Source organism: Nocardia sp. N2S4-5 (genome assembly GCF_044628355.1).
GTDB lineage: Bacteria > Actinomycetota > Actinomycetes > Mycobacteriales > Mycobacteriaceae > Nocardia > Nocardia wallacei_B.
This window is the reverse complement of the sequence record NZ_JBIUPM010000001.1, coordinates 4178287-4200298: the sequence shown is the minus strand read 5'-3', so window position 1 is coordinate 4200298 and position 22012 is coordinate 4178287. Positions and strand designations below refer to the sequence as shown.

At 69.9% G+C, this 22012-nt stretch carries 18 protein-coding genes, 1 pseudogene and 1 riboswitch; of the genes and pseudogenes, 5 read left to right on the top strand and 14 right to left on the bottom strand.

Features of this window, described 5'->3' with window-relative positions; all coding sequences use genetic code 11:
• Window positions 1-3: 3 nt before the first annotated feature.
• Window positions 4-2352, bottom strand: coding sequence for a helicase-associated domain-containing protein (locus tag ACFMRZ_RS19110; RefSeq protein ID WP_400180212.1), 2349 nt, complete (start codon window positions 2350-2352; stop codon window positions 4-6).
• Window positions 2353-2453: 101 nt separating this feature from the next.
• Between ACFMRZ_RS19110 and ACFMRZ_RS19105 the strand changes: the two genes are divergently transcribed.
• A complete protein-coding gene (locus tag ACFMRZ_RS19105; RefSeq protein WP_280271142.1) occupies window positions 2454-2642 on the top strand; it encodes a hypothetical protein in 189 nt (62 codons plus the stop codon).
• Between the two features lie 85 nt (window positions 2643-2727).
• Here ACFMRZ_RS19105 and ACFMRZ_RS19100 read toward each other — a convergent pair whose 3' ends face one another.
• Together ACFMRZ_RS19100 and ACFMRZ_RS19095 are read right to left on the bottom strand one after the other, a co-directional pair.
• Window positions 2728-3378, bottom strand: a complete 651-nt coding sequence (locus tag ACFMRZ_RS19100; protein WP_280271141.1) for a transglycosylase family protein — start codon at window positions 3376-3378, stop codon at window positions 2728-2730.
• Window positions 3379-3387: 9 nt separating this feature from the next.
• Window positions 3388-3574, bottom strand: a riboswitch (cyclic di-AMP (ydaO/yuaA leader).
• Between the two features lie 272 nt (window positions 3575-3846).
• Window positions 3847-4080 (bottom strand): hypothetical protein, encoded by a 234-nt coding sequence (locus ACFMRZ_RS19095; RefSeq protein WP_280271140.1) that lies wholly within the window; start codon window positions 4078-4080, stop codon window positions 3847-3849.
• A gap of 180 nt (window positions 4081-4260) precedes the next feature.
• Here ACFMRZ_RS19095 and ACFMRZ_RS19090 point away from each other — a divergent pair, with 180 nt between their 5' ends.
• Window positions 4261-4674 (top strand): cold-shock protein, encoded by a 414-nt coding sequence (locus ACFMRZ_RS19090; RefSeq protein WP_280271156.1) that lies wholly within the window; start codon window positions 4261-4263, stop codon window positions 4672-4674.
• A 236-nt stretch (window positions 4675-4910) separates the two neighbouring features.
• Here ACFMRZ_RS19090 and ACFMRZ_RS19085 read toward each other — a convergent pair whose 3' ends face one another.
• Genes ACFMRZ_RS19085 through ACFMRZ_RS19075 form a run of 3 tightly spaced genes read right to left on the bottom strand, consistent with a single transcriptional unit; the run spans window position 4911 to window position 8015 of the window.
• Complete coding sequence (locus ACFMRZ_RS19085; protein ID WP_280362421.1) at window positions 4911-5444, bottom strand: DUF2771 domain-containing protein; 534 nt, start codon at window positions 5442-5444, stop codon at window positions 4911-4913.
• A 27-nt stretch (window positions 5445-5471) separates the two neighbouring features.
• Window positions 5472-7199: an MFS transporter gene (locus ACFMRZ_RS19080; RefSeq protein WP_400180211.1), complete on the bottom strand. Its 1728-nt coding sequence runs from the start codon at window positions 7197-7199 to the stop codon at window positions 5472-5474.
• Between the two features lie 33 nt (window positions 7200-7232).
• Window positions 7233-8015: a glutaminyl-peptide cyclotransferase gene (locus ACFMRZ_RS19075; RefSeq protein WP_400180210.1), complete on the bottom strand. Its 783-nt coding sequence runs from the start codon at window positions 8013-8015 to the stop codon at window positions 7233-7235.
• 17 nt (window positions 8016-8032) lie between these two features.
• Between ACFMRZ_RS19075 and ACFMRZ_RS19070 the strand changes: the two are divergent.
• Both ACFMRZ_RS19070 and ACFMRZ_RS19065 read left to right on the top strand, forming a co-directional pair.
• Window positions 8033-8771 (top strand): annotated as a pseudogene (locus tag ACFMRZ_RS19070) (DUF3027 domain-containing protein); the annotation flags it as partial.
• A 1984-nt stretch (window positions 8772-10755) separates the two neighbouring features.
• Window positions 10756-13500 carry a sacsin N-terminal ATP-binding-like domain-containing protein gene (locus ACFMRZ_RS19065; protein WP_400182906.1) on the top strand — a complete coding sequence of 915 codons (2745 nt, stop codon included), beginning with the start codon at window positions 10756-10758 and terminating at the stop codon, window positions 13498-13500.
• Between the two features lie 160 nt (window positions 13501-13660).
• On the opposite strand, the gene ACFMRZ_RS19060 is transcribed toward ACFMRZ_RS19065, so the two are convergent.
• On the bottom strand, window positions 13661-14275 hold the full coding sequence (locus tag ACFMRZ_RS19060; RefSeq protein WP_280362418.1) for a TetR/AcrR family transcriptional regulator: 615 nt from the start codon (window positions 14273-14275) through the stop codon (window positions 13661-13663).
• Between the two features lie 104 nt (window positions 14276-14379).
• Window positions 14380-14628 (bottom strand): DUF2530 domain-containing protein, encoded by a 249-nt coding sequence (locus tag ACFMRZ_RS19055; protein WP_400180208.1) that lies wholly within the window; start codon window positions 14626-14628, stop codon window positions 14380-14382.
• Between the two features lie 51 nt (window positions 14629-14679).
• Here ACFMRZ_RS19055 and ACFMRZ_RS19050 point away from each other — a divergent pair, with 51 nt between their 5' ends.
• Window positions 14680-15117, top strand: a complete 438-nt coding sequence (locus ACFMRZ_RS19050; protein WP_280271135.1) for a MarR family transcriptional regulator — start codon at window positions 14680-14682, stop codon at window positions 15115-15117.
• Window positions 15118-15120: 3 nt separating this feature from the next.
• Here the strand turns inward: ACFMRZ_RS19050 and ACFMRZ_RS19045 are convergent, their stop codons facing one another.
• From ACFMRZ_RS19045 to ACFMRZ_RS19020, 6 genes are all read right to left on the bottom strand, one after another.
• Window positions 15121-15510: a YccF domain-containing protein gene (locus tag ACFMRZ_RS19045; RefSeq protein ID WP_400182905.1), complete on the bottom strand. Its 390-nt coding sequence runs from the start codon at window positions 15508-15510 to the stop codon at window positions 15121-15123.
• Window positions 15511-15586: 76 nt separating this feature from the next.
• The gene (locus ACFMRZ_RS19040) at window positions 15587-16795 is read right to left on the bottom strand and encodes a GNAT family N-acetyltransferase (protein WP_400180207.1); all 1209 of its coding nucleotides are present in this window, start codon (window positions 16793-16795) and stop codon (window positions 15587-15589) included.
• Window positions 16796-17149: 354 nt separating this feature from the next.
• The gene (locus ACFMRZ_RS19035; protein WP_400180206.1) at window positions 17150-18298 is read right to left on the bottom strand and encodes an AI-2E family transporter; all 1149 of its coding nucleotides are present in this window, start codon (window positions 18296-18298) and stop codon (window positions 17150-17152) included.
• A gap of 49 nt (window positions 18299-18347) precedes the next feature.
• Window positions 18348-18608 (bottom strand): hypothetical protein, encoded by a 261-nt coding sequence (locus tag ACFMRZ_RS19030; RefSeq protein ID WP_400180205.1) that lies wholly within the window; start codon window positions 18606-18608, stop codon window positions 18348-18350.
• 2 nt (window positions 18609-18610) lie between these two features.
• Window positions 18611-20359, bottom strand: coding sequence for an ATP-binding protein (locus ACFMRZ_RS19025; RefSeq protein WP_400180204.1), 1749 nt, complete (start codon window positions 20357-20359; stop codon window positions 18611-18613).
• A 247-nt stretch (window positions 20360-20606) separates the two neighbouring features.
• Entirely contained in the window at window positions 20607-21920 is a 1314-nt protein-coding gene (locus ACFMRZ_RS19020) for a citrate synthase (RefSeq protein ID WP_400180203.1), read from the bottom strand.
• Window positions 21921-22012: the final 92 nt, after the last annotated feature.

Below are 22012 nucleotides of genomic sequence, written 5' to 3'. Positions count from 1 at the left end.
GGCTTACTGATCCACCAGCGCCACCGAGGCGATGCGGTGCAGTACGAAATGCCGGACCGATCCGGTGACGGGGTCCAGGGCATCCAACTGCCCGCCGGCCACCTTCAACGGCTCCACCACACGCTGGCTGGCGACGCCCTGGGCATCGACGTAACCGATGTGCACCGGCCGCCGCACCCGCGCCGCCAGTTGCAGCAGGGCCATGGTGGCCGCGGTGCTGTTGCGGCTGCCGTCCGACCGGACCGCCTGCCCCGAACGGGCCTGTGCGGCTTTCTCCCCGGCCCGCAGCTCGCCCACCAGCAGCCGCAGTTGCTCGCTGTTGGGCGGGGTGGGCCGCCACGCCTGCCGGGCATTGGTCCGGGCCGGGATGCGGGCCCCGCGCGGGCGCAGGTCGACGATCGTGCCCGACGAATCCTCGCCCGCCGGAGCGAAACCCGCGGCGCGCAACTGCTCGAGCACCTCGCCGAGCGCGGCCTGCGAGATGGCCACGGTCGGGGCGACCGCGCGCAGCGCCAGCCGCTCGGCGACCGGGGTCACCAGCACCTCGGCGAGCAGCGCCGGATCCTCGCTGCGCACGAACGACTGCGCCATCCCGGCCCGCAGCCGACCGTGCCGGCGCGCGACGTCATCGATCAGGTAGGTCAGCGACTGCGGCACGGGAGTGCGCGAGTGCGCCGCGAACAGCTGGTGCAGTTCGGCCGCCGTCATCCCGGCGTCGAGCGCCCGCCGCACCGACGACTCGCCGATCCGGTACACCGTTGCCGCGCCCGCGGATTCGACATCGGCCACCAGTGCGATGCGGCTCTGGAGATCCGCCACCAGCGGCCCGGGCGCGACGATCGTCAGATCCGCCTGTACCAGTACGTGATCCACCGGGTCCGGCAGGGCGGACTCCATCTCGGCCTCGGCGTCGGAGGTACTGCCGTGCAGCAGTGCGCGCCCCGCCGAGGTGAGGGCCCCACGGCCGACGAGCCCGAGCGCGCCCGCCTCCGTCAGCGTGCGCTCGACCGCCTCGGTGCGGAAGTGCCTGCGCCAGCGCGGTTGCCGCCACGCCAGCACGCGCGCGATATCCGTCGGTGTCACGGCGGCTCCGGGCGGCTGCTCGGCCAGCAGCGCCAGCACGGCCCGCCGATCCCGGATCGCGTGCACATTGCGCAGCTCGAGCGAGAGCGCGGCCAGCGGCTTGTCGTTCGCGTCGCGCCCGCCGATCATCCACGGGAACCGGTCCAGCTCCAGCCACGCCTGGGCCAGTACCGCCCAGCGCCGGGCCGCCGGGCCGTCCAGCCAGCCGTCCGCGGCCGCGGTGGGGGCCCAGTAGTCGTCGACGGAATCGCCCGGCGGCGGCGGTTCCGGAGTTCCCTTGTCCAGCAGGCGCGCCGCCGCCAGTACCTCCGCCAGCAGGCCCACCCGGCTCTCCTCGATCCCGGTGTGCTTGGTGATGCGGCGCAGTTCGCGTACGCCCAGGCCGCCCGAGCGCAGCGCCGGCGCGGGCGCCTGCGCCAGCACCTCGATGATGTCGGCGCAGTGCCGCAGCAGCTCACCGGCCTCGGTCGCGGCGGCCGCGTTGGTATCGGCGGCGGTGTGCTTGGTGAGTTCGGGTCGCGGCGGCCGCAGCGCGTGCGGGTCGCTGACCGGCTCGCGGCGCAGCACCTGGCCCACCGCGGGCGGCAGTTCGACGGTCTCCTCGTCGACCCAGTCGAGCAGCCGCACCGCCAGCAGGCGCTGGATCGGCCGGTCCGGCGGCGTGCCCGGCGCGGCATCGCGGGTGCGCCCCCGCGGACCGGTGGTCGCCAGCTTGTCCAGCAGCGCCCGCTCGGGAGAGCCGATCCCGGCCAGGGCCGCAACGATTTCCGGTTCGGTGAGCGCGTCCGGGATCTCGGTGGTGCTGCCGAGCGGCCACGGCAGCGCGTCCTTGGCGGCGGCCACCAGGTACAGCTCGTCGGCCCCCCACGCGAGGGCGCGGGCGGTCAGCCGGTCGACGGCGGCGTCGACGGCCGTCCGCGCCACGCGGTCGCCGAGCAACTCGTGCAGGCGGGCGCGGGGGAGCGGGGTGGCGTGGCGGTCCGGGACGGCCGCGTGGTGCACGGCCAGGGTCTCGATCACCGCGAAATCGAGGGTGTCGAGTTCGTCGGTGGCGCGCAGCACCGAGGCGCGCTGCTCGGCGCGGGCGGCCAGCACCGACATCGAGGACGGCAGCGGCACCGCCAGATCGGGGCGCAGTTCCAGCAGGGTCACCAATTCGTCGTCCGAACGGGCGGCCAGCCAATCGGCCAGCGACGCGACATCGACGGAACCGGTGGCTGTCGTGGAGTGCTCATCCCCGGCCCGGGGTGCGTCGTCGGTCGTGGTCATCCCATCCAGCGTACGGCCGGGCGCACAGTGCCGCTGGCCCGCCGTCGCACACGGCCGCGGCAGGCGGACGCGACCGATCGGTTCCATGCCAGAATTGGGCCGTGGTGAACAAATCGAAGAAACCTTATGTCGACAACGGCTGGCCGAAGGTCGCCAACGGCGACCACGCGGTGACCGAACTCTCGTCGACCCGTTCCGGTGGGCTCTCGCCCTACGGGGAGGACACCGAATTTCCGGTGCCTGCCGAAGAGGTGCCCTACGTGCACCCGCACACGGTCATCAACCGCTGACCGAATCGACGACAAGGCCCCCGCACCGTGATGGTGCGGGGGCCTTGTCGTAAGGATTCGAGGCCGTAAAGGCTTCGGAGAAGGCTCAGTTGGGCAGCAGGCCCTTGTTCGCCGCGAAGAAATCGACCACCTGCGGGTCCAGCTTCACGCCGTTGGCCTTCGCGGCGTTCAGCACGTCGAGAGCGGGCTGGGGCACCTGGATGCCCTGCGACTGCGCGACGGCGAGGGCCTTGTCGACGGCCTGGAAGACTTCCTGGCTGCGGTCGGCGGGCAGCTGGGTCTGCTGCGGGGCGGCCTCGGTCTGGGCCGTCGGGCTCCAGTGCGGCGTCTGCTGGGCGGGGGCGGCCGGAGCGGTGCGCGCCTCGGCGCTGCCGTTCAGTCCGAGACGGGAGGAGCAGGAGGGCCACGCGCCCCAACCCTGGGATGCGAGGACCTTCTCGGCGACCGCGATCTGCTGCTCGCGGCTGGCCTGGTTGGCGGTCTGGGCGTAGTCGGTGCCGCCGTGCGCGGCCCAGGTGCCCTGCGAGAACTGCAGACCGCCCTGGTACCCGTTACCGGTGTTGATCCCCCAGTTGCCGCCGGACTCACACTGCGCGAGCTTGTCCCACTCCTGGTCGGGTGCCGCGGAGGCGTTCCCGGCGAGAGCGATACCCGCGCCGCTCACGATCGCACCCGTGACGGCGACCTTGGCGACGGTGCGGCCGGTGTTGGTCGGCTTGCGATGGCGTCCACTCATATCGGGTCGTCTTCCTCTCGTACGCGCCTGCGAGGTGAGCTGTCGGGTTCGGACTGAGAGGCCGTCCGGTCCCGGTGCACCTTGCGGTGCGGTGGGACTTCACCCCAAGGAACCGATCGGTGGCGATCGATCCCGCTTCCCTGCGTAGGGAACGTGGGTTCCCCGCCCTCGCCCCTGCTTCCGTCGGGGTCCGTACCCGCGGGGCGAGGCTCGGTGCGGCGGGCCGGTGGTTCCGGGACTGCTCCCGGCTGCGTTAGACCGTACGACGATTGCCGCGAAAAATCACCATTTGGTAACCGGCGTGTATGGCCGGGTCCCCATCCGGCGCAACACCTTCCATATCGCGTCTGTGCTGGTGAGTGCGGCGTGTCACGGTGATACATCGGTTGTGACCGTCTCGTGACCCTACCGTGATGTGACGAGAATCACATGTGTAGTGCGATAACGAACTGGGCATATACCGGTCGGCTACCGCGAGCGGCGGCCGGACCACAGTGCGAAGACCACCGCGAGCAGCAATCCCAACGGCGTTCCGATCATCGCGACCAGATACAGCCACAGCCCCGGATCACTGTCCGACACGATCGGTGTGAGGAAAATGGCGACGACAGCCAGCACACCGATCGCGAACAGACCCAGGGCCACGTACATCAGCGAATCGCCGGATCGGCGCGGTGGACGGTGCGGGGAGGACTCGGGCATTACTGCACCGTAAAACTGGTGTGCTCAGCGGATCGGCACCGGGGTAGACTCGATGGCAATCGCGTCCTGCATAGCTGTGTAGGGCGCGTTCTTTTCGCACGCAGACGAGTCCCGGAATCGATTCCGGGACAAGGGTTGTGCCCGGGAGGTCCGGGCATCGATGACGAACGGGTGAGCGCAGTGCCGACCGGCAGGGTGAAGTGGTACGACGTCGAAAAGGGCTTCGGCTTCCTTTCCCAGGACGAGGGTGAGGACGTCTATGTTCGGTCGTCTGCGTTGCCCAAGGGTGTCGAGGCGTTGAAGCCCGGGCAACGAGTCGAGTTCGGAATGGCGGCCGGGCGGCGCGGGCCGCAGGCGCTGAGCCTGAAACTCCTGGAGCCGCTGCCCTCCGTGCGCGGCAACCAGACACGCAAGGAGCCCGTGGCGCATCCGCGCCAGGCGCCCGACGACCTGCACGGGATGATCGAGGACATGATCACGCTGCTTGAGGCGAAGGTGCAGCCCGATCTGCGCAAGGGGAAGTATCCCGACCGCAAGATGGCGCAGCGGATCGCCGAGGTCGTGCGCGGGGTGGCCCGGGAGCTTGATCAGTAATTTTGGCGCCGCCTTCGGCGTCGCGTGTTCGCGGCCCTGAGGCTCGCGTCGGAGTGGTCGAGACTCGCGCTTCGCGCATGCGTCTCGACCACTCCGACGCGAGCCGGCCGCGAACGGGCGCTCGTAAGACTCGCGCGTGCGGGTTGGGGGAGTGCGGAAGTGGCGGTGTCGGCTGGCCTTGGGCTCCGAGAGGTGTTGTGGGGCGGCGCTTCTCGGGTGGTGGCGGGAGCAGGCGCTCAGGTGGTTCGGATGGACCAGGCCTGGTAGGGGGCGAAGGATTCTGCGCCGGTTTCGTCTCGGGTGGGGACTACCAGTTGGACTTCTACGCCTGCCAGGCTCAGGTCCGGTTCGGGGTGGGAGGGGACGGTGATGGCGAGCGTGCCCTCGGGGTAGTCGCGGTAGGAGGCGAGGCGCTGGACTGCGGTGCCGTCGGGGAGGTCGTACTCGAGCACCATTACCCAGGGGGCGTCGGCGATGTGGCGGGGGAGCGACAGTTGCAGGGGGGCGCCGGCGGGGGTGTGCAGGGTGACCGTGGTGGCGCTCTCGCGGCAATTCAGGCCTAGTTGGCCGCTGGCGTCGGACTGCGTCACCGTGCAGAAGCGGTACGGCGGGACCGTGGCCGAGGCGCCGTGGGCGTACGCGGTGATCTCCGGTTCCGGCTCGTCGGCATTGCGGACCGCCACGGCCACCACGGCCGCGATCGCGACCACCACCACGAGTACCGCAGCCACCGCCAGCGCGAGGATCGTGCGGGTACCGGGCTTGGTCATGGCGTGGTTTCCTGTCGACTCGTCGGGTCAGTTCGAGGTGGCGGGACGGGCCGGGTCGCCGGGCATCCCGGGTACTTCCTGCTTCGCGTGTTGCGGCCGGTTGCCGCCCCAGCCGGGCAGCAGCGAGTGACCACGGTAGCTCACGTAGGTCTGGATCAATCCGATCGCCAGCACCGCGGTGACGACGGCGAAACCCTTCCAGTACACCGTCGGCAGCAGCACGCCGCCGGCGCCGCCGATCACCCACGCCAGTTGCAGCACCGTCTCCGAACGGCCGAAACCGGAGGCGATCGACTCCGGCGGCAGATCGTCCTGAATCGACGCGTCCAGCGACACCTTCGCCAGCGCGCTCGCGCCGGATGCCACCAGCGCCGCGGCCGCCGCGCCCAGCAGATTGTCGAGCAGCATCGCGAACAGGGCGACCACCGTGCACGCGGCCGTGCAGAGCACGACGATCAGCGCCGGGCGGCCCAGCTTCATGCGAGCGCCCGAGGCATTGCCGGTGAAGTTGCCGACCGCCGCCGCCGCGCCGACCACACCCAGCATCGCCGCCTGCTGCACGGGGCGGTGCTCGGTCGACTTGGCGACGAAGGCCACGTAGAAGGTGAGGAAACCGGTGAGCACCCGGACCGTGGCGTTGCCCCACAGCCCGGTCACCACCGCCCGTCCCAGCGGCTGGCGGCGGCGGCTCGGTTTCACCGGCTGCCCGTTCTGTGGCGCCGCGTCCTTCTTGTGGTAGCCGAGGGTCGCGGGCACCTCCCCCTCGGTGACCTCCACCCAGGACGGAATGCGCAGGCTCAGATACGCCCCGGCGGCGGCGATCAGCGCCGCGAACACCAGCGCGCCCGGCGACCCGGCCACCGCGGCGACCACACCGGCCACCGCGCCGGCGCCGAGCGTCCCGCCCACCAGACCGAACACCGTGAGCCGGGAATTGGTGCGCACCAAGTCGATATCCGGTGGCAGCACCCGCGGCGTGACGGCACTCTTCAGCACCGCGAACGATTTGCTGAGGATCATCATGCACAGCGCGAGCGGATACAGCGCCCAGCTGTCGACATTGAAGATCAACAGGAACGCGATCACTATTCGCACGGCGAACGAGGCGGCCAGCGCTACTCTGCGGCCGTGCTGCAATCGGTCCAGCAGCGGTCCGATGAGCGGCGCGATCACCGCGAACGGGGCGATCGTGATCAACAGGTACAGCGCCACCTTGGATTTCGACTCGGCGGTGGCGCTCGCGAAGAACAGCGTGTTGGCCAGCGCGACGGCGATGGCGGCGTCGAGGGCGAAGTTGGCCATCGTCGCGTACACCAGCGCGGTGAGTCCCGACCGGTCGGCGCCGTCGGCCTTCGCCGCACGCTGGAAGGAGTGGAAACCCTTCTCCGTCAGCTCGATGCTGCGCATCGCGACCACCCGGGTCACCGTCAACTTGCGCGGGACCCGTTGGCGGCCCTTGATTTTCGTGGTATCCGCAGGTGGCGGTGGTTCCGGCGCGGGCTGCGGCGGTGGATCCGGTTGCGGGTCCTGCGGCGGCAGGTCGCGGGGCGGTTGCCCGGCGGCCAATCGGCGCGTGACGAATTCGGGTACGTCGGGGTCGCCGCCGCGATCGGGCAGCGGCGGCAGCGGACGGCGGGGCGGGGCACTCGGGGGCGGCGGATACCGGTCGTAACCGGGATGCCGCCGATTGAGCGGATACTCCTCGCCGTCCCACGGACCCGGATCGGTTCCGGAGGAATCGCGGGAGGCAGCCACACAACGAGTCTATGGGGCGTCCCGCCGGGCCGTTCACGCCGGGACGAAGCGAACCTCGAACAGCGTCGGCCAGTACTTGCCGGTGATCAGGAACCGATCGGTGCCGGGAATCTGGGCGATCCCGTTGAGCACGTCGACACCGGCGCGCTCGGCGGGAGACAGCAGTCCGCCCGCGTCGATGTCGCCCAGCACCTCGCCGCTGTCGGGATCGATGCGCAGGATGTGGTCGGTGTGCCAGACGTTGGCGTATACGGAACCATCTGCGGCGCAATCCAGTTCGTTGAGTCTCGCGTTGCGGTGGCTGGTGAGCCGGATCGAGCCGACCGCCGCGAAGGTGGCGGGGTCGCGGAAGGTGAGGGTGTCGCTGCCGTCGCTCATGACCAGGCGGTCGCCGCGGGTGCACAGGCCCCAGCCCTCGCCGTCGTAGTGGACGCGGGCGCGCTCGGCCAGGGTGATCGGGTCGCGGGCGAAGGCGGTTTCGTCCTTCCAGGTGAGTTGCCACACAATCGAGCCCGCCCGGGTGATGCCCTCACCGAAGTATTCGGCGGGCAGGTCGGCGCGCGCGGTGCGGCCCGCGTTCGTCAGGTCGGTGGCGCGGACATCGGAGCGGCCCTCGAGACCGGTGCTCTCGTAGAGGAGGCCGTCGTGGATTTCGAGGCCCTCGGTGAAAGCGGCGCGGTCGTGCGGGCGGGTCGCCACCACCTCGACACGCAGCGGCGGAGCGCTGTCCGACCGGTCACAGGCGACGGTTCCGGTGGCCACCGCGGCCAGCAAGATCGGTCCGGTCGCGGCCCACGCACGGCGTTTGCGCTTCATACGGCAAAATGTAGGACGTGAGCGCAGTATCTGTTTCGGAGTCCGGTGTGCGACCGATCCTCGCGGAGGCGGTCGACCTGGCTCGTCGTGCGCTCTCGGAGCTGCAGCCGACGGGTGTCGGCGAGCATCTGGGCGTCACCGCGGAAGACGAGTGTGCGGCCACGCACCACTTCGCGGCCACCCTGCCCGGCTATGCCGGTTGGCAGTGGGCCGTGGTGGTGGCGGCGCCGCCGGAGGCCGAGTACGCGACGGTCAGTGAGTCCGCCCTGCTGCCCGGGCCGGACGCGCTGGTCGCCCCGGAGTTCGTGCCGTGGGACCAGCGGGTGCGCCCCGGCGACCTCGCGCCCGGCGATCTCCTGGCCTCGCAGCCCGACGACCCGCGTCTGGTCCCCGGGTACCTGATCACCGGCGACCCGGTGGTCGACGAGGTAGCCGAGGAGATCGGCCTGGGCCGCAGCCGGGTGCTCAGCCGCGAGGGCCGCGAAGAGGCCGCCGAACGCTGGTACACCGAATACGGCCCCGACACCGACATGGCCCGCGCCGCCCCCGCCACCTGCGGCGTCTGCGGCTTCTTCGTGCCCTTGGCCGGCGCCCTACGCGCCGCCTTCGGCGTCTGCTCCAACGCCATGGGCGCCGACGGCCACGTCGTCCACGCCGAATACGGTTGCGGCGCACACTCCGACACCGTCCTCCCCACCGGCGGCGGTTCCCCTCTCTACGAGGCCTACGACGACGCCGCCGTCGAAATCGTCCCCACCGCCCAACTCCGCCCCACTCCCGAACAGCAGCCCGCAGAGTCCGGGCGTGTCGAGGAGGCAGGGTCCGGGCACGACGAGCCGTCCGAAGATGTCGCGCGGTCGGGCTTTGTCGAGTCCGGGCGTGCTGAGCGGGAGGAAGCCGGATCGGTACAGAACGGCACCGCGCAAGGCGATTCCGTTGCCGGTGTCGAGTCGCCTGCCGTTGCCGAGTCGTCTATTGCGGAGGAGTCGCCGGATACCGATCCGGTTGCCGCCGCCGGGGAGGCTGCTGAATCGGCTGTTGCCGGTGGGGCGGCTGACGAGGGCGAGTCCGAGAATCGCGCGAGTGCGGTGACGGGTGCCTCGCCCGTGGAGACCACCGGTGAGGCGGCTTCGACCGTGGTGGACCCCGCCGATGCCGCGGCGGACACCAGCGCCGCGGTGACCGGCGACCGCCCGGAAACGGGCCGGGAGCCCGGCTTGGAAGCCGACGCCCAAGCATCCCTGTCCGTTACCGACGAGCCCCGCCCCGCCCAATCGACCGATGTCGCCACGGACTCCCTGGCCACCGAGCCTCAACCGTCCACGGTGGCGTCTCCGGAGGTCGCTGAGGCCGTCCCGGACAACGCCGCGGGGTCGGATGTGGCCAACCCCCAATCCATCTCGCACAACGCCACTGAGGCGTCGGCGGGTCACGAGACTTCGAAGGGCGCCGAGGCTTCGACGGACGCTGAGGCGTCGCCGAGTGCTGAGGTGTCGGCCGACGATGAGGCGTCGGCGAGTGCTGAGGTGTCGGCGGATGTTGAGGCGCAGCCGAGCGCTGAGGTGTCGGCGGGTGCTGAGGTGTCGGCGGATGTTGAGGCGCAGCCGAGCGCTGAGGTGTCGGCGGGTGCTGAGGCTTCGCAGGTCGCTGAGATGTCGTCAGGTGCTGAGGCTTCGCCAGGTGCTGAGATTTCCGCAGGTGCCGAGACATCGGCGGATGTGGGTGCGGAAGCGACCCCCGACGCGGGTGCGGCGCAATCCGAAACGGCGGCAACAGATACCGCCGCCACGGACAATTCCGCTGGCGAGGCACCCACGGCAAGCCTCGACGCGGCGGCTCGGAACACCGACGCCGTGGACGATGCCGTGCGCGCGGACAGCGCCGCGGGCGTATCCGACCCTTCGCCCACGACGCCCGAACCGACCGCCCCGCTGTCCACCACGGACGACGCCGCGGGCACGGACCGGTCCGTCACATCCGATACCGCCGAGTCCGTTGCGGATAACAGCGTTGTCGCCGAGTCTGCGGCGGTTGATGACGAAGTTGTCGCGTCCGAGGTAGCGAATGGGATTGCGCCGCATGGTGAGTCCGACACCGCCGAGTCCACGACGGCCGTCGACGGTGCTGCCGAGCCCGTGTCGGCTGATGACGGTCTTGCCGGGTCCGCGTCGGCCGCCGACGCCCCCGCGGAGTCGGCGGTGGTTGATGACGGTGCCGCCGGAACCATGGCGGCCGATGAGGATGTGCCGGCGAGTGCGTCCGATACCGCCGAGTCAGCGGCGGCTGATGACGTCGCTGCCGGGTCCGGTGCAGTCGGTGAGGTCGTGCAGCCGAGTGCGGCTGTGTCGGGTGCAGATGCAGCGGATGACACCACGCGCTCGGAACCGTCGGATGTGACCGGCGCTGCCGGGTCCGTGTCGGACGCCTCGCCGGAAGTGGGTGCGGTGGGGTCGGATACGGATGCTGTGGACGATGATGTGCGTGCGGAGGGCTCCGGCGGGGCGGGGTCCGGTTCGGGGAGTGGGGAGGTTGCGGAGGCTGTGGCTGAGGTAGGGGCTGTGGTGTCCGAGGTTCGGGAAGGTGAGGAGTCGGGGGGCGCTCGGGGCGCGGGGCAGTACAGCGATGGGTGGGGTGTTTCGGCGGTGCGGGTGGAGCATGGCGAGTCCGGGTCGGCGGGGGAGCGCTGAGCGCCGAGGGAGCGGGCGCCGATCCGTTCGAGACGGCGGCGCTGCGCGCGGGGGTGCTGGCGGCCTGGCGGGATTCGCCGACGCGGCTGCGGGAAGACGCCGCCACCGAGGCCGACCTGGTACGTGCCGGTTACCGTGATCGCCTGCTGACCGAGCTGGCGCAGAATGCCGCCGATGCCGCGGCCAAAGCGGCGGTGCCCGGCCGGCTCGTGGTGCGGCTCGCGGGCGCCGACCTGCATATCGCCAATACCGGTGTCCCGCTGGATATCTCGGGCGTGCACGCGCTGACGGCGTTGCGCGTGTCGGCGAAACCGGGCGCCGCGTCGTCGGTGGGCAGGTTCGGAGTGGGTTTCACCGCCGTGCTCGCCGTCGGCGACGAGATCGAATTCCGGTCCACCACCGGATCGGTGCGCTTCTCCCGTTCCGCGACCTGGAACGAATTGCGCGGTAACGGCATTCGCCTCCCCGACGACACCGACTTCGTCCCACCGGCCCTGCGGCTGGCCTGGCCGAGCGACTCGGCTCCCGCCTCGGGTTACGACAGCGAGATCGTGATCCGGTTGCGCCCCGACGTCGACGCACCGGAACTTCTCGCCGCGATGCGCGCCGAGGCGGCCGACCTGCTCCTGGAACTACCCGCGCTGCAACTCATCCGGATCGGCGACGACGAAATCACCAGCGCCGTAACCACACTCGATACAGGTGTGCGGGAACTGCGGATCACCGGCCCCGGCCGGGACGAGACCTGGTGGCAGTACTCCACCGGCCGCTCACGCTGGCTGCTTCCCGTACGCGACGGCCGTCCGCACCCCGTGGAACCGGATGTCCTGCGCGCCCCCACCCGCTCCGACGAAGAACTGTCCCTCCCCGCCCTGCTCATCGCCGACATTCCGATGCAACCGGACCGCCGCCGCGTGCTGCCGGGCGCGCGGATAGCCGAATTGGCCGACGGCTACGCCGATTTCGCGCGCGCCCTGCCGCCGCGCGACCGCCTGGTCCTGGTGCCCGCACCCGGCTTCGCCCGCAGCGAGACCGACGGACTGCTGCGCGAGGCCCTGACCGCCGAACTCCGCACCGCATCCTGGCTGCCCGTGGTCGACGAGCACGGCCGGTCCCGGCCGGAGACCACCGCCGCACCGCAGCGCGCGAGCGTATTCACCGGTGTCACAGCGGAATTGGCCACCCTCCTGGCGGATGTCATCGGCCCGCTGGTCATTCCGGAGCTGTCCGGCCGGACCGCGTCGGAGGCGCTGGCCGTGCTCGACGTGCACCGCATCGGCCTGGCCCGGATAGCGGAGTTGTCGATCGGCCTGGAACGTCCTCCGCAGTGGTGGTATTCGCTCTACGACGCGCTGGAGCCCTTCGTCGCCGATCCGCTGGCGGTCGAGGAACTGGGCGCGCTGGCGGTCCCGCTGGCCGACGGGCGTCTCGTCACCGGCCCGCGCACGGTGGTGCTGGATGACCGGCTGGCCGTGCCGATTCCCGTGCGATGGGCACGCCTGGTGCACCCCGAGGCCGCACACGAACTGCTGGCCCGGCTGGGCGCCCGCCCGGTCACGGCCGGGGACCTGCTCGCGGACCCGGCGCTGCGAGCGGAACTGGAACACGAGCCGGGCGACCCCGAAACCGTCGACGCCGTACTGGGTTTGGCCGCACAGCTGACCTCGGCCACCGGCCCCGACGCGGCCGGTCTGCCGTCCTGGCTGGGCCTGCTCGAGCTGCCCGACGACACCGGCGTCACCCTGCCGGCGGACGAACTGTTGCTGCCCGGCGCCCCGCTGGCCGCGGTGCTGGTGCCCGATTCCCCGTTCGGCACGGTGGATTCCGAGTTCGCCGAGCGTCACGGCGCCGCGCCGCTGCGCGCCGTGGGTGTCGGCTGGGGCTTCTCCGTCGTCTCCGAGAGCGACCCCACGGGCCCGGATCATCAACTCGACGACGAAGAGCACTGGTGGGCGAGCCTGCCGGAGGACCCGCCGGAGTTCGCCGCCGTCCGAGACCTGGACCTGGTGGACGACGCCGCATGGCCGAATGCCTTGCGGCTGTTGCTGTCCGAGCCCGCGACCCGCCGCCTGCTCGCCGACCCCGACGGCTACACCGCCTGGTGGCTGCGCCGCCACGCCCACATCGACGGCCGGCCGCTCGGCCTGTTCCGCGCGCCCGACGACCCGGTATTCGCCGACCTGCTGCCGGATCCGGCCGGATTCACCCCCGCCGAACTCGATGCCCTGCGCGCGGTCCTGGCCGATCCGGAAACCATCACACCGGACCTGGCCGCCGCGCTGCTGGACGCCCTCGCCGATCCGAGCCTGACGCCCTCGCCCGCCGCGATCGCCACGGCCCACCGCCGCCTCGCCGCCGTGCTGGACCGGCTGGACCTCGACGAACTAGCCCTCCCCGAGCGCGTGCGCGCACTGTCGGGCGCGGTGATCGACCCCGCCGAAGCCTTGGTGCTGGACCATCCCTGCTACGGCCTGGCCATCCCCCCGAACCGCTTGGTAGCCGGGGACATCGACACCGCCCCCGCGCTGGCCACCCTCCTCGACCTGCCGTTGGTATCGGAGGCCGTCACCGCCGAAGTGCTCGGCGAAGGCACGCTGACCAGCTGGGCAGCCGAACCGCTCGGCGTCGTCCTGCGCCTGCAATCCGGCCACCCCACCCCCGACGGCCCCTTGGTCCTGCACAACCGCCTCCAGGTCCGCCTGTCCGGCGCATACGAGACCACCACAGACGTCCCCTGGTGGATCGAGGGCCACACCACCCACCTGCGCCGCCACCCGATCAACCACCTACCCCAATAGCCGAAACCCCAACCCCCACTACAACTCCCAAGTAATTCCCGATGGTTTGGGGCGCGGCTCGGTTTTCGGGTGCCGCTGCGAAGCGACGAAGGAGCCAGCAGCGGCACCCGAAAACCGAGCCACAGGGCGCCCCGAACCCGCGACGCCGAAGGCGGCGCCATCAAACGCTGTAAGAGGTGATCATCTCCGCCAGGACATCCAGCTGCCCGCGCACCGCGGCACTGTCGTTGTCCACCAGCCACCGCAACACGATCCCGTCGATCACCGACAACGTGAATCGGCTCAGCGTCGGCACGGGCACGCGCCACTCGGTCCCGGTCGCGTCACGGGCGTGCTCGAGCACATCCCCGACGGTGGAATCGTTGAAGGCGTACTGCTCGCGGGCGATGGCGAGTTTCGCCGGTGTCTGTTCGCTTTCGCGCAGCGCGTAGGTCGTGGTTTCGTAGGTCAGCAACTGTCGTTCTGGCGTGGCTTCGATGTTCAACCACAGAAGTTCGAGGCTTGCGCGCACCAAACTTTGAAGCGATTCTTTTCCACTTCCGACGTCCTGCCAGACCGTTTCGTTGGTCTCTACGGAATCGCGTAATTCCATCGACAACGCCTTGACCAACTCGGTCATCAGCGCGTCCTTGTTTTCGAAACAGTAATGCACCACACCGAGCGAAACTCCGGCTGCCTGAGCCACATCGCGTGTGGTCACACCAGCTACACCCTTTTTTTCGGCGAGTCCGATGGCCGCCTCGATAAGGTGGGCTCGACGTTCTTCGACGCTCAATCGGGAGGACACTCAACGCAGTTAAGCGGGAATGAGCCGTGCAGTCAATTCGCGTGCCGCGGAAGGCCTTCATGGACGCATGACCAAGAGGTGAGTTGAAACGCTTACAGTCCCGTCTGGGCGCCCTTGTCGCCCCGCCGCGCACCGCGGCGCTGGATGGCGAAGATGGTGTATCCGAGCAATCCGACCGCCAAGCCCATCAGGCAGACCGGCCGCGCATAGGCCCAATCGGCGTTGACCCACACCAGTACCGTCGCGACGGCCCACAGCACCGACCCGACCGCCAGCACGGGACGGGGGTCGGTCAGCCGCGGCGGAATCTCCGGCACTTTCTGGATCACGTTGTCCACCATACGGCGTGAACACGCGTCTCCTGTCTGAGCCGTCCCGTATCGTTTGGCTCTGTGACAACGCCTTCCGACATACGTGCGCTGGCGGCCGAACTCTCGCTGACGGTCGTGCGTCTGACGCGACATCTACGGGGCCGCCGTGCCGATGCGCAGATTTCGCTGACCCAGCTGTCGGCGCTGGCGACACTGAACCGCGAGGGTGCGATGACGCCGGGGGCCCTGGCCGCGAAGGAAAGGGTGCAGCCGCCGTCGATGACGCGCGTGATCGCCTCCCTGGCGGAACTGCAACTGGTGAAACGGGACCCGCACCCCACCGACGGCCGTCAGATCATCGTGTCGCTGTCGGAGGCCGGCCGGGCGCTGATCCAGGACGAGAACAGTGCCCGCGAGGCCTGGATGACCGAGCAGTTGGCCGGGCTGAGTTCCGACCAGCTGCGGGTGCTCGACGACGCCGTCGACATCATGAAACAGATTGTGGCCGAATCCGAATAGCCCTCAGCGGGCGAACGCTCCCTCGCTGGGCACGATCTCGCGCCCGAGCGGCATCAGCGACACGGGGATGAGCTTGAGATTGGCCCAGCCGAACGGAATCCCGATGATCGAGACGAACAGCGGGATGCTGGTGAGCAGGTGCCCCAGTGCCAGCCACCACCCGGCGAAGATGACCCAGACGACATTGCCGACCAGGGACGGCGCCCCGGCATCCGGCCGCGCCACGACTTCCCGTCCGAACGGCCACAGCACGTAAGCCGCGATGCGGAACGACGCGATGCCGAACGGGATCGTGACGATCAGGATGCAGCAGACGATGCCTGCCACCAGGTAGCCCACGGCCATCCAGAAACCGGCGAACACCAGCCACAGCACATTCAGGACGAACCGGATCAGGGTCACGCCTCCAGCATGCCAGGCCCGCGAGCGCCCGGCTACCGTCGCCACCATCCGTTGCCCGCACCGATGATCAGAAGAACCAGCCCAGCTCCGCCGCCCGGTCCGCGGCGAAGGCCGCGTCGAGTGCGTGCACGTGGCCGGAATCCTTGGCCCGCAGCCGGTTTGCCGCCGCGAACGCGCGGGCGGGGTGCGCACCCAGATACATGCTGCCGAGCACGTCGATGCCGAGTTCGACATCGGGCGCCCCGGTGGTGGGCTCGCATGCGGCGACACCGTCGCGCATGCGCAGGGCGAAGGTCCCGCCGGCGGCGCCGAACGGGTCGTGTACCTGTAGTACGAGGCTCAGATCACCGTTGTATTCGCGGGCCGACAGCGCGGCCGGGACGTCCATGACCCGCAGCCACAGCCCGTCCCAGCGTCCGGTGGTACGGACCAGTCGCGGGTCCGTGAGCAGGTACGGCAGCGGGTCGTCGGTGCCGAGGGTGGCCTCCACGGTGCGGACCAGGTCGAGGCCGAGCAGCACGCGCCAGAGCGCGGCGTGCGCCTCGGTGGTGACCGCTCGCAGCTCGAGCACGTCGACTCCCAGCCCGGCCTCGGACCGCTCGTGCCGATACAGCGCGTACCCGTCGGCGTGGACGAGTGTGAACAGTCCCCGCGCGGCGCCGAAACGCGCGAGCTTCAGCTGCCACGCCGGATCCGGCTGCTCCTGAGCGCCGGGAGTCAGTCGCCGCCAGCGGTCGTAGAGACGGGTGATGACCACGGCCACGTCGTCGTTCATCGGGGTCAGCTCTACGCCGCCGGGATCCGGTGTGGTCGGCCGGAATTCGGCGAACCGGCGGTCGATCGACACCCGGTTCTCGATGGCGGCGGGACCGTATCCGAAGCGACCGTAGATGGTGCCCTCGCTGGCGGTGAAGATGGTGAGCGGCAGCCCCGCGGCCTCGGCCCGCCGGTGCATCTCGGTGTACATCGCGCGCAGGATGCCGCGCCGCCGGTGCGTGGGCGCCACCGCCACGCCCGCGACGCCGTTCGCCGGTACGGTGCGTCCGCCCGGCACCGTGAGTGTCATGGTGGTGTCCTGGGTGTGGCCGACGATCCGGTCACCCGCGACCGCCACGATCCGGCGCTCGAGCGGGAACAGTCTGGGGCTCTGCTCGGTGAAGGCCCGCTCCATCTCGGGTTCCGGTGGACCGCCGAACGCATTGATCAGCAGTGCCCCGGTCGCGGCCAGATCCGCCTCGGTCGGCGTCCTCAGGGTGATGTCGGATGCGATCGCCATGGGTCGACGATCGCACGCGCACCCGCGCCGACGCACCCGATTAACGCGCCGGCGCCTCGTTCCGGAGCGCGGAGTGGCCGGACTCCGATGTCGTACGGGCCCCGTTGCCCGCACTGGCCACTCCGCGCGTCCGAAAGCCGGGCCCGGCCCGCATCGGTGACCTGTCCGGCCTGTCGTCCCCTCCCAGCCGACAGTCCGGCGCGACGCGGGCCGGGTGTGCGAGGTTTCGCCCTCGCGGAAACTACTGTGCGCGAGCGGGCTTCCCGTCCGCTTAACAACCGCTTGTCGGTCGAATCGGACGCCGCTCGAGTCGGGCTGCGCTCGAATCGAACAGTGCGGCAAGTATGTTGGCGGCTACTCGGCTGAGCTGTCACGCTCGGCTGCGGCTTTTCGCCGCCGCCTGCGGGCCGACGTGGTGCGTTCGATGCGTGGATCCTCTTCTACCGCATAATGTTTCACGTACTCACCGAGAAATGCCTGCACGGTCGCGGTGGCGGGGATGGCCAGCAGCGCACCCACCGCGCCGAGCAGCGCGCCACCGGCCAGCACCGCCAGCAGCGCGATGGCCGCGTGCACGTCGACCGTGCGCTGGGTGATCCGCGGTTGCAGTAGATAGTCCTGGAACCACTGGTAGACGATCGAGAACAGCACGATCCACACCGCGTCGATCGGCCGGATGGTCAGCGCCACCAGCACCGGCAGCACGCCCGCGATATAGGTCCCGACGGTCGGCACGAACGAGGCGATCACACCGAACCAGACGCCCAGCGCCACCGCGTTCGGCAGTCCCAGAATCGCCAGGAACGCGCCGTGCGCGACCGCGGAGATCACCGCCAGCAGAGCGCGGGAGTACAGGTAGCCGCCGGTCTTCTCGATCGCCAGATCCCAGGCGTGCAGCACGGTGTCCTGCCGTTCCGGTGGCAGCAGCGAGCACAGCGCGCGGCGCAGCCGGGGGCCGTCCGCGGTCAGGTAGACGCTGAACAGCGCGATGGTCAGGAATTGGGCGAGCCCGCCGAGGATGGTGCTCGACACGCCCCACACGTTGTTCGCCGCTCGCGAGGCGTAGCCGTTGATGATGTCGGAGTCACGCAGCAGCCGGTCGGACAGCTCGTGCAGCGTGAAATTCTGGTGGAACGTCCGGTTGACCCAGTCGACGAGGTCGTTGATCAGCTGCGGCGCCTCGTTCGCCAGGTTGCTCACGGTCTCCACCAACAGCGTCGCGAGTGCCGCGATAAAGCCTGCGACGCAGGCGAATACGGCGACGAACACCAGACCGGTGGCCAGGCCCCGGGGCATGCCGCGGCCCACCAGAATGCCGACCGCGGGCTCCATCGCCAGCGACACGAAGAACGCCACCAGCAGGATGACGAGAATTCCCAGCAACCGGTGGAACGCCCAGTCCGCCAGTTCGAACAGGCCGAGGAACACGAAACCCAGCACCATCGCGCGCGGCAGCCAGGGCGGCATCCGGCGGTGTTCTCCCGCAGGTGGTTGCGCGGCCATGCCCTCAGTCTGGCCGATGCTCAGGCAATTTCCTGGTTACGACGCGAGATCAGGGCTCCGCGCGCTGATCCAGCACCATGAGCCTCGCCTCGACCAGGGTGTGCCGGGCCCGGCGGCGCATCCGGCAGATGTCGACGCCGCAGTCGAGATGGCGCTGCATGATGCGGTGGGCCTGTTCGGGGGAGAGCGGGCCGGGGTCGGTATGGCAGGCCAGCACTCCGGGGACGCGATGGTCGACCATCGGCAATTCCATTGTCGGAAAGGAATATCGGTCGTCCGCGGCCCGCTCGGGGTCTCGGTGTTCGGTCATGGTCAGCTCCTGATGAACTCCGAGGTGCCGCGCGGTGGGCGGGTGGGCGACGGTGCGCCCGCCTCCGTCGGCTCGTGGCTGAGTTCCTCGCGGACCTCCGGGGAGGCCAGCTCCGCCCGCGCGCAAGCCCGCAGGAACTCGGTGGCGACCGCGCTCAGCGCCGGACTGGCGTGGCGGACCGCGGAGGTCAGTCGGATGCTGCGATACAGCAGCCCGGAATCGCGGTCGGCGGCATCCCATTCCGCGGCGTCGTCCTCGATGCGGTGACGCCACAGCAGCGCGGCGCGATGTTCGGAGATCCAGCCGGACAGGCGTTCCCAGCCGAGCAGGGTGTCGTGTACCAGCGTGGCGTGCCGGTAGTCGACGGTGATCAGGCGCTCGCGCACCAGCCGGTCGACCAGCCGCACGCCCGACACGGTCTGTCCGGCGATCCGGCGCAACTCCGCGCCCGCCAGCCGTCGGCGCGTGACACTGCCGTCGCGATGCACGGTGACCAGCGCGAGCAGCAGCTGGCGGGCATCGGCCTGCTGGTCGGAGGTCAGGCGGGTCCACGCCTGCTCGGCGACGGTGCGCACGGTGCGCTCCGGCCCGCCGACGCGGCGGTAGCCGGTGACGTCCAGCCGGTTGTCGGTGTGCCGCGACCACATCGAGCGCATGGTGGCGTGCAGGACCGGGAGCACACCGGGGTCGGCATGCTGACGGTCGGTCGGGTACCGGGGTGTCTCGAGCGCGGTGAGCAGCAGCTCCACCACTCCCGGGTCCACGGTCACGCCGCGCGTCCGCGGTGGTCCGGTGATCGCCGAGGTGAGTTCCTGGCGGGTCATCGGATTCAGCGTGAAACTGTTGTGCTGGATCGCGTGGGCGAGCCAGGGATACTGCGCACAGTCGGCCAGATGGTCGGACCGCACCGCGACGACGACCGAGCCGACGGCGCACAGCCGCTTCAACGACAGCAGAAAGCGTTCGCGCGCAGCGGGTTCCACGCTCGGGTCGAACAGTTCCTCGAACTGGTCCACGATCAGCAGCGGGCGCCGGTCCGGCTGGATTGGGGTGTCCTCGTCGGCGTTGTCCGCGAAATCGGCTGTGTCGGTGAGGATTCGGGCCAAGGTGCGCTCCGGGTCGGCGCCGGGGTTCGTGATCGCCGTCGTCCACCGGTCCGTCTCGGTGGCCAGGACCGCGAGCAATCCCGCCCGCAGCAGCGACGACTTGCCGATGCCCGAGGCGCCGGTCAGCACCACGAGATCGGCCGATCGGTGCGGACTCGCCGACGCGCGCACCAACTCCAGCAGCGCGGCCAGTGCCCGCTGCCTGCCGAAAAACACCGACTCGTGTTCCTCTCGATACGCGCCGGAATCGGGGTAGAGCTGTGCCGCCGGGACGACGGGCTCCCCGATCGGCGCCGTGCGGGCCGCCGCCCACAGCGACCGCCAGGCCCGCAGATGCGCCGCCTCGCCGGGGGTGCCGCCGCGCCGCCGGGCCCGCGCGTGCAAGACCTGCAGCACCGGAAGCAGCGATTCGAACTTGGCGGGCACGTTGCGCCCGCTCATCCAGTCGCTGATGCGCTGGGCCGAGGCGAGCGCCGAACGCCCCTGACCGCTGCCCTCCTCGGCTCGCTGCTGCGCCAGCATCGCGACATTCCGCAACGAGGGCGCCCCCGCGGCCCGGTGCAGAGCGCCCAGCCGTCGCGCGAACTCCTGCCGCGCGGATCTGCTGTGGCTCTCGTGGTGGACGCTGATGGTTGCCGACTTCATATGTTCCCCCGAACGGTTCCACAAGACCGATCCGCCAACCGCCGATCGATCGTTTGACCTCTACATCCGGTTAGACGGAACCCGCCCGGCTTCAGTTCCCTGTCCGGACAGGATTTTTCCAGTCTGTGCGCTCGCGAGCCGGATCGCCTCCTGCTACGGAATGATTCTGTGCGCGCGCCCGGAACGCACCGAGGCCCGCCTCCTCATCGGAAGCGGGCCTCGGTGCGAGCGGAATCGTGAAAACGGCTCAGCGACCGTCGATGTTGCCGTAATCGCGCGCGCCGTAGCCGGTGTAGATCTGGCGGGGGCGGCCGATCTTGATGGGCTCGGTGTGCAGTTCGCGCCAGTGCGCGATCCAGCCGGGAAGGCGGCCCATCGCGAACAGGACGGTGAACATGCGGGTGGGGAAGCCCATGGCGCGGTAGATGACGCCGGTGTAGAAGTCCACGTTCGGGTAGAGGCGGCGCTCGACGAAGTAGTCGTCGGTGAGCGCGGCCTCCTCGAGGGCCTTGGCGATGTCGAGCAGCGGGTCCTGCACGCCGAGCTTGCCGAGGATCTGGTCGGCGGTCTTCTTGACGATGGTGGCGCGCGGGTCGTAGTTGCGGTAGACGCGGTGCCCGAAGCCCATGAGCTTCACGCCGTCTTCCTTGTTCTTGACCTTGCGGATGAATTCCTTCACATCACCGCCGCCGGCCTTGATCTCGTCGAGCATCTCCAGCACGGCCTGGTTGGCGCCGCCGTGCAGCGGGCCCCACAGCGCGTTGATACCGCCGGACACCGAGGTGAACAGGTTGGCGTCCGACGAGCCGACCAGGCGCACGGTGGAGGTGGAGCAGTTCTGCTCGTGGTCGGCGTGCAGGATCAGCAGCATGTCCAGCGCGGCGGCGACCTCGGGGTCGACCTCGTAGGGCTCGGCCGGGAAGCCGAAGGTCATCCGCAGGAAGTTCTCCACCAGCGACAGCGAGTTGTCGGGGTAGAGGAAGGGCTGGCCGACCGACTTCTTGTACGAGTACGCCGCGATGGTGGGCAGCTTGGCCAGCAGTCGGATGGTGGACAGCTCGACCTGCTCCGGATCACGAGGGTCCAGCGAGTCCTGGTAGTAGGCCGACAGCGCGTTCACCGCGGACGACAGCACCGGCATGGGGTGCGCGTTGCGCGGGAAGCCGTCGAAGAACCGCTTCAGATCCTCGTGCAGCAGGGTGTGCCGCCGGATCCGGTCGGTGAAGTCGTCGAGCTGGGCCTGGGTCGGCAGCTCGCCGTAGATCAGCAGGTAGCTGACCTCGATGAAGTTCGAGCCGGCGGCCAGCTGCTCGATCGGGTAGCCACGGTAGCGGAGGATGCCGGCCTCGCCGTCGATGTAGGTGATCGACGATTTGGTCGGCGCGGTGTTGGTGAAACCGGGGTCGTAGGTGACGTATCCGGTGCTGGCCAGCAGCTTGCCCAGTTCGATCCCGTCGTTGCCCTCGGCGGCCTTGGCGACCGTCATGGCGTAATCCCCACCGGGGTAGGACAGTACCGGCTTGGCGTCGTCGTCGACGTTGATGATGTTCTCAGCGGGCACGGAAGGATCCCTCTCAGGCTAGAACCGTAGGCACCGACGCGGTCGGCGTGCGATGCGCCTACCTCAACGCTAGTCGCTGGGTGGTGCAGGTG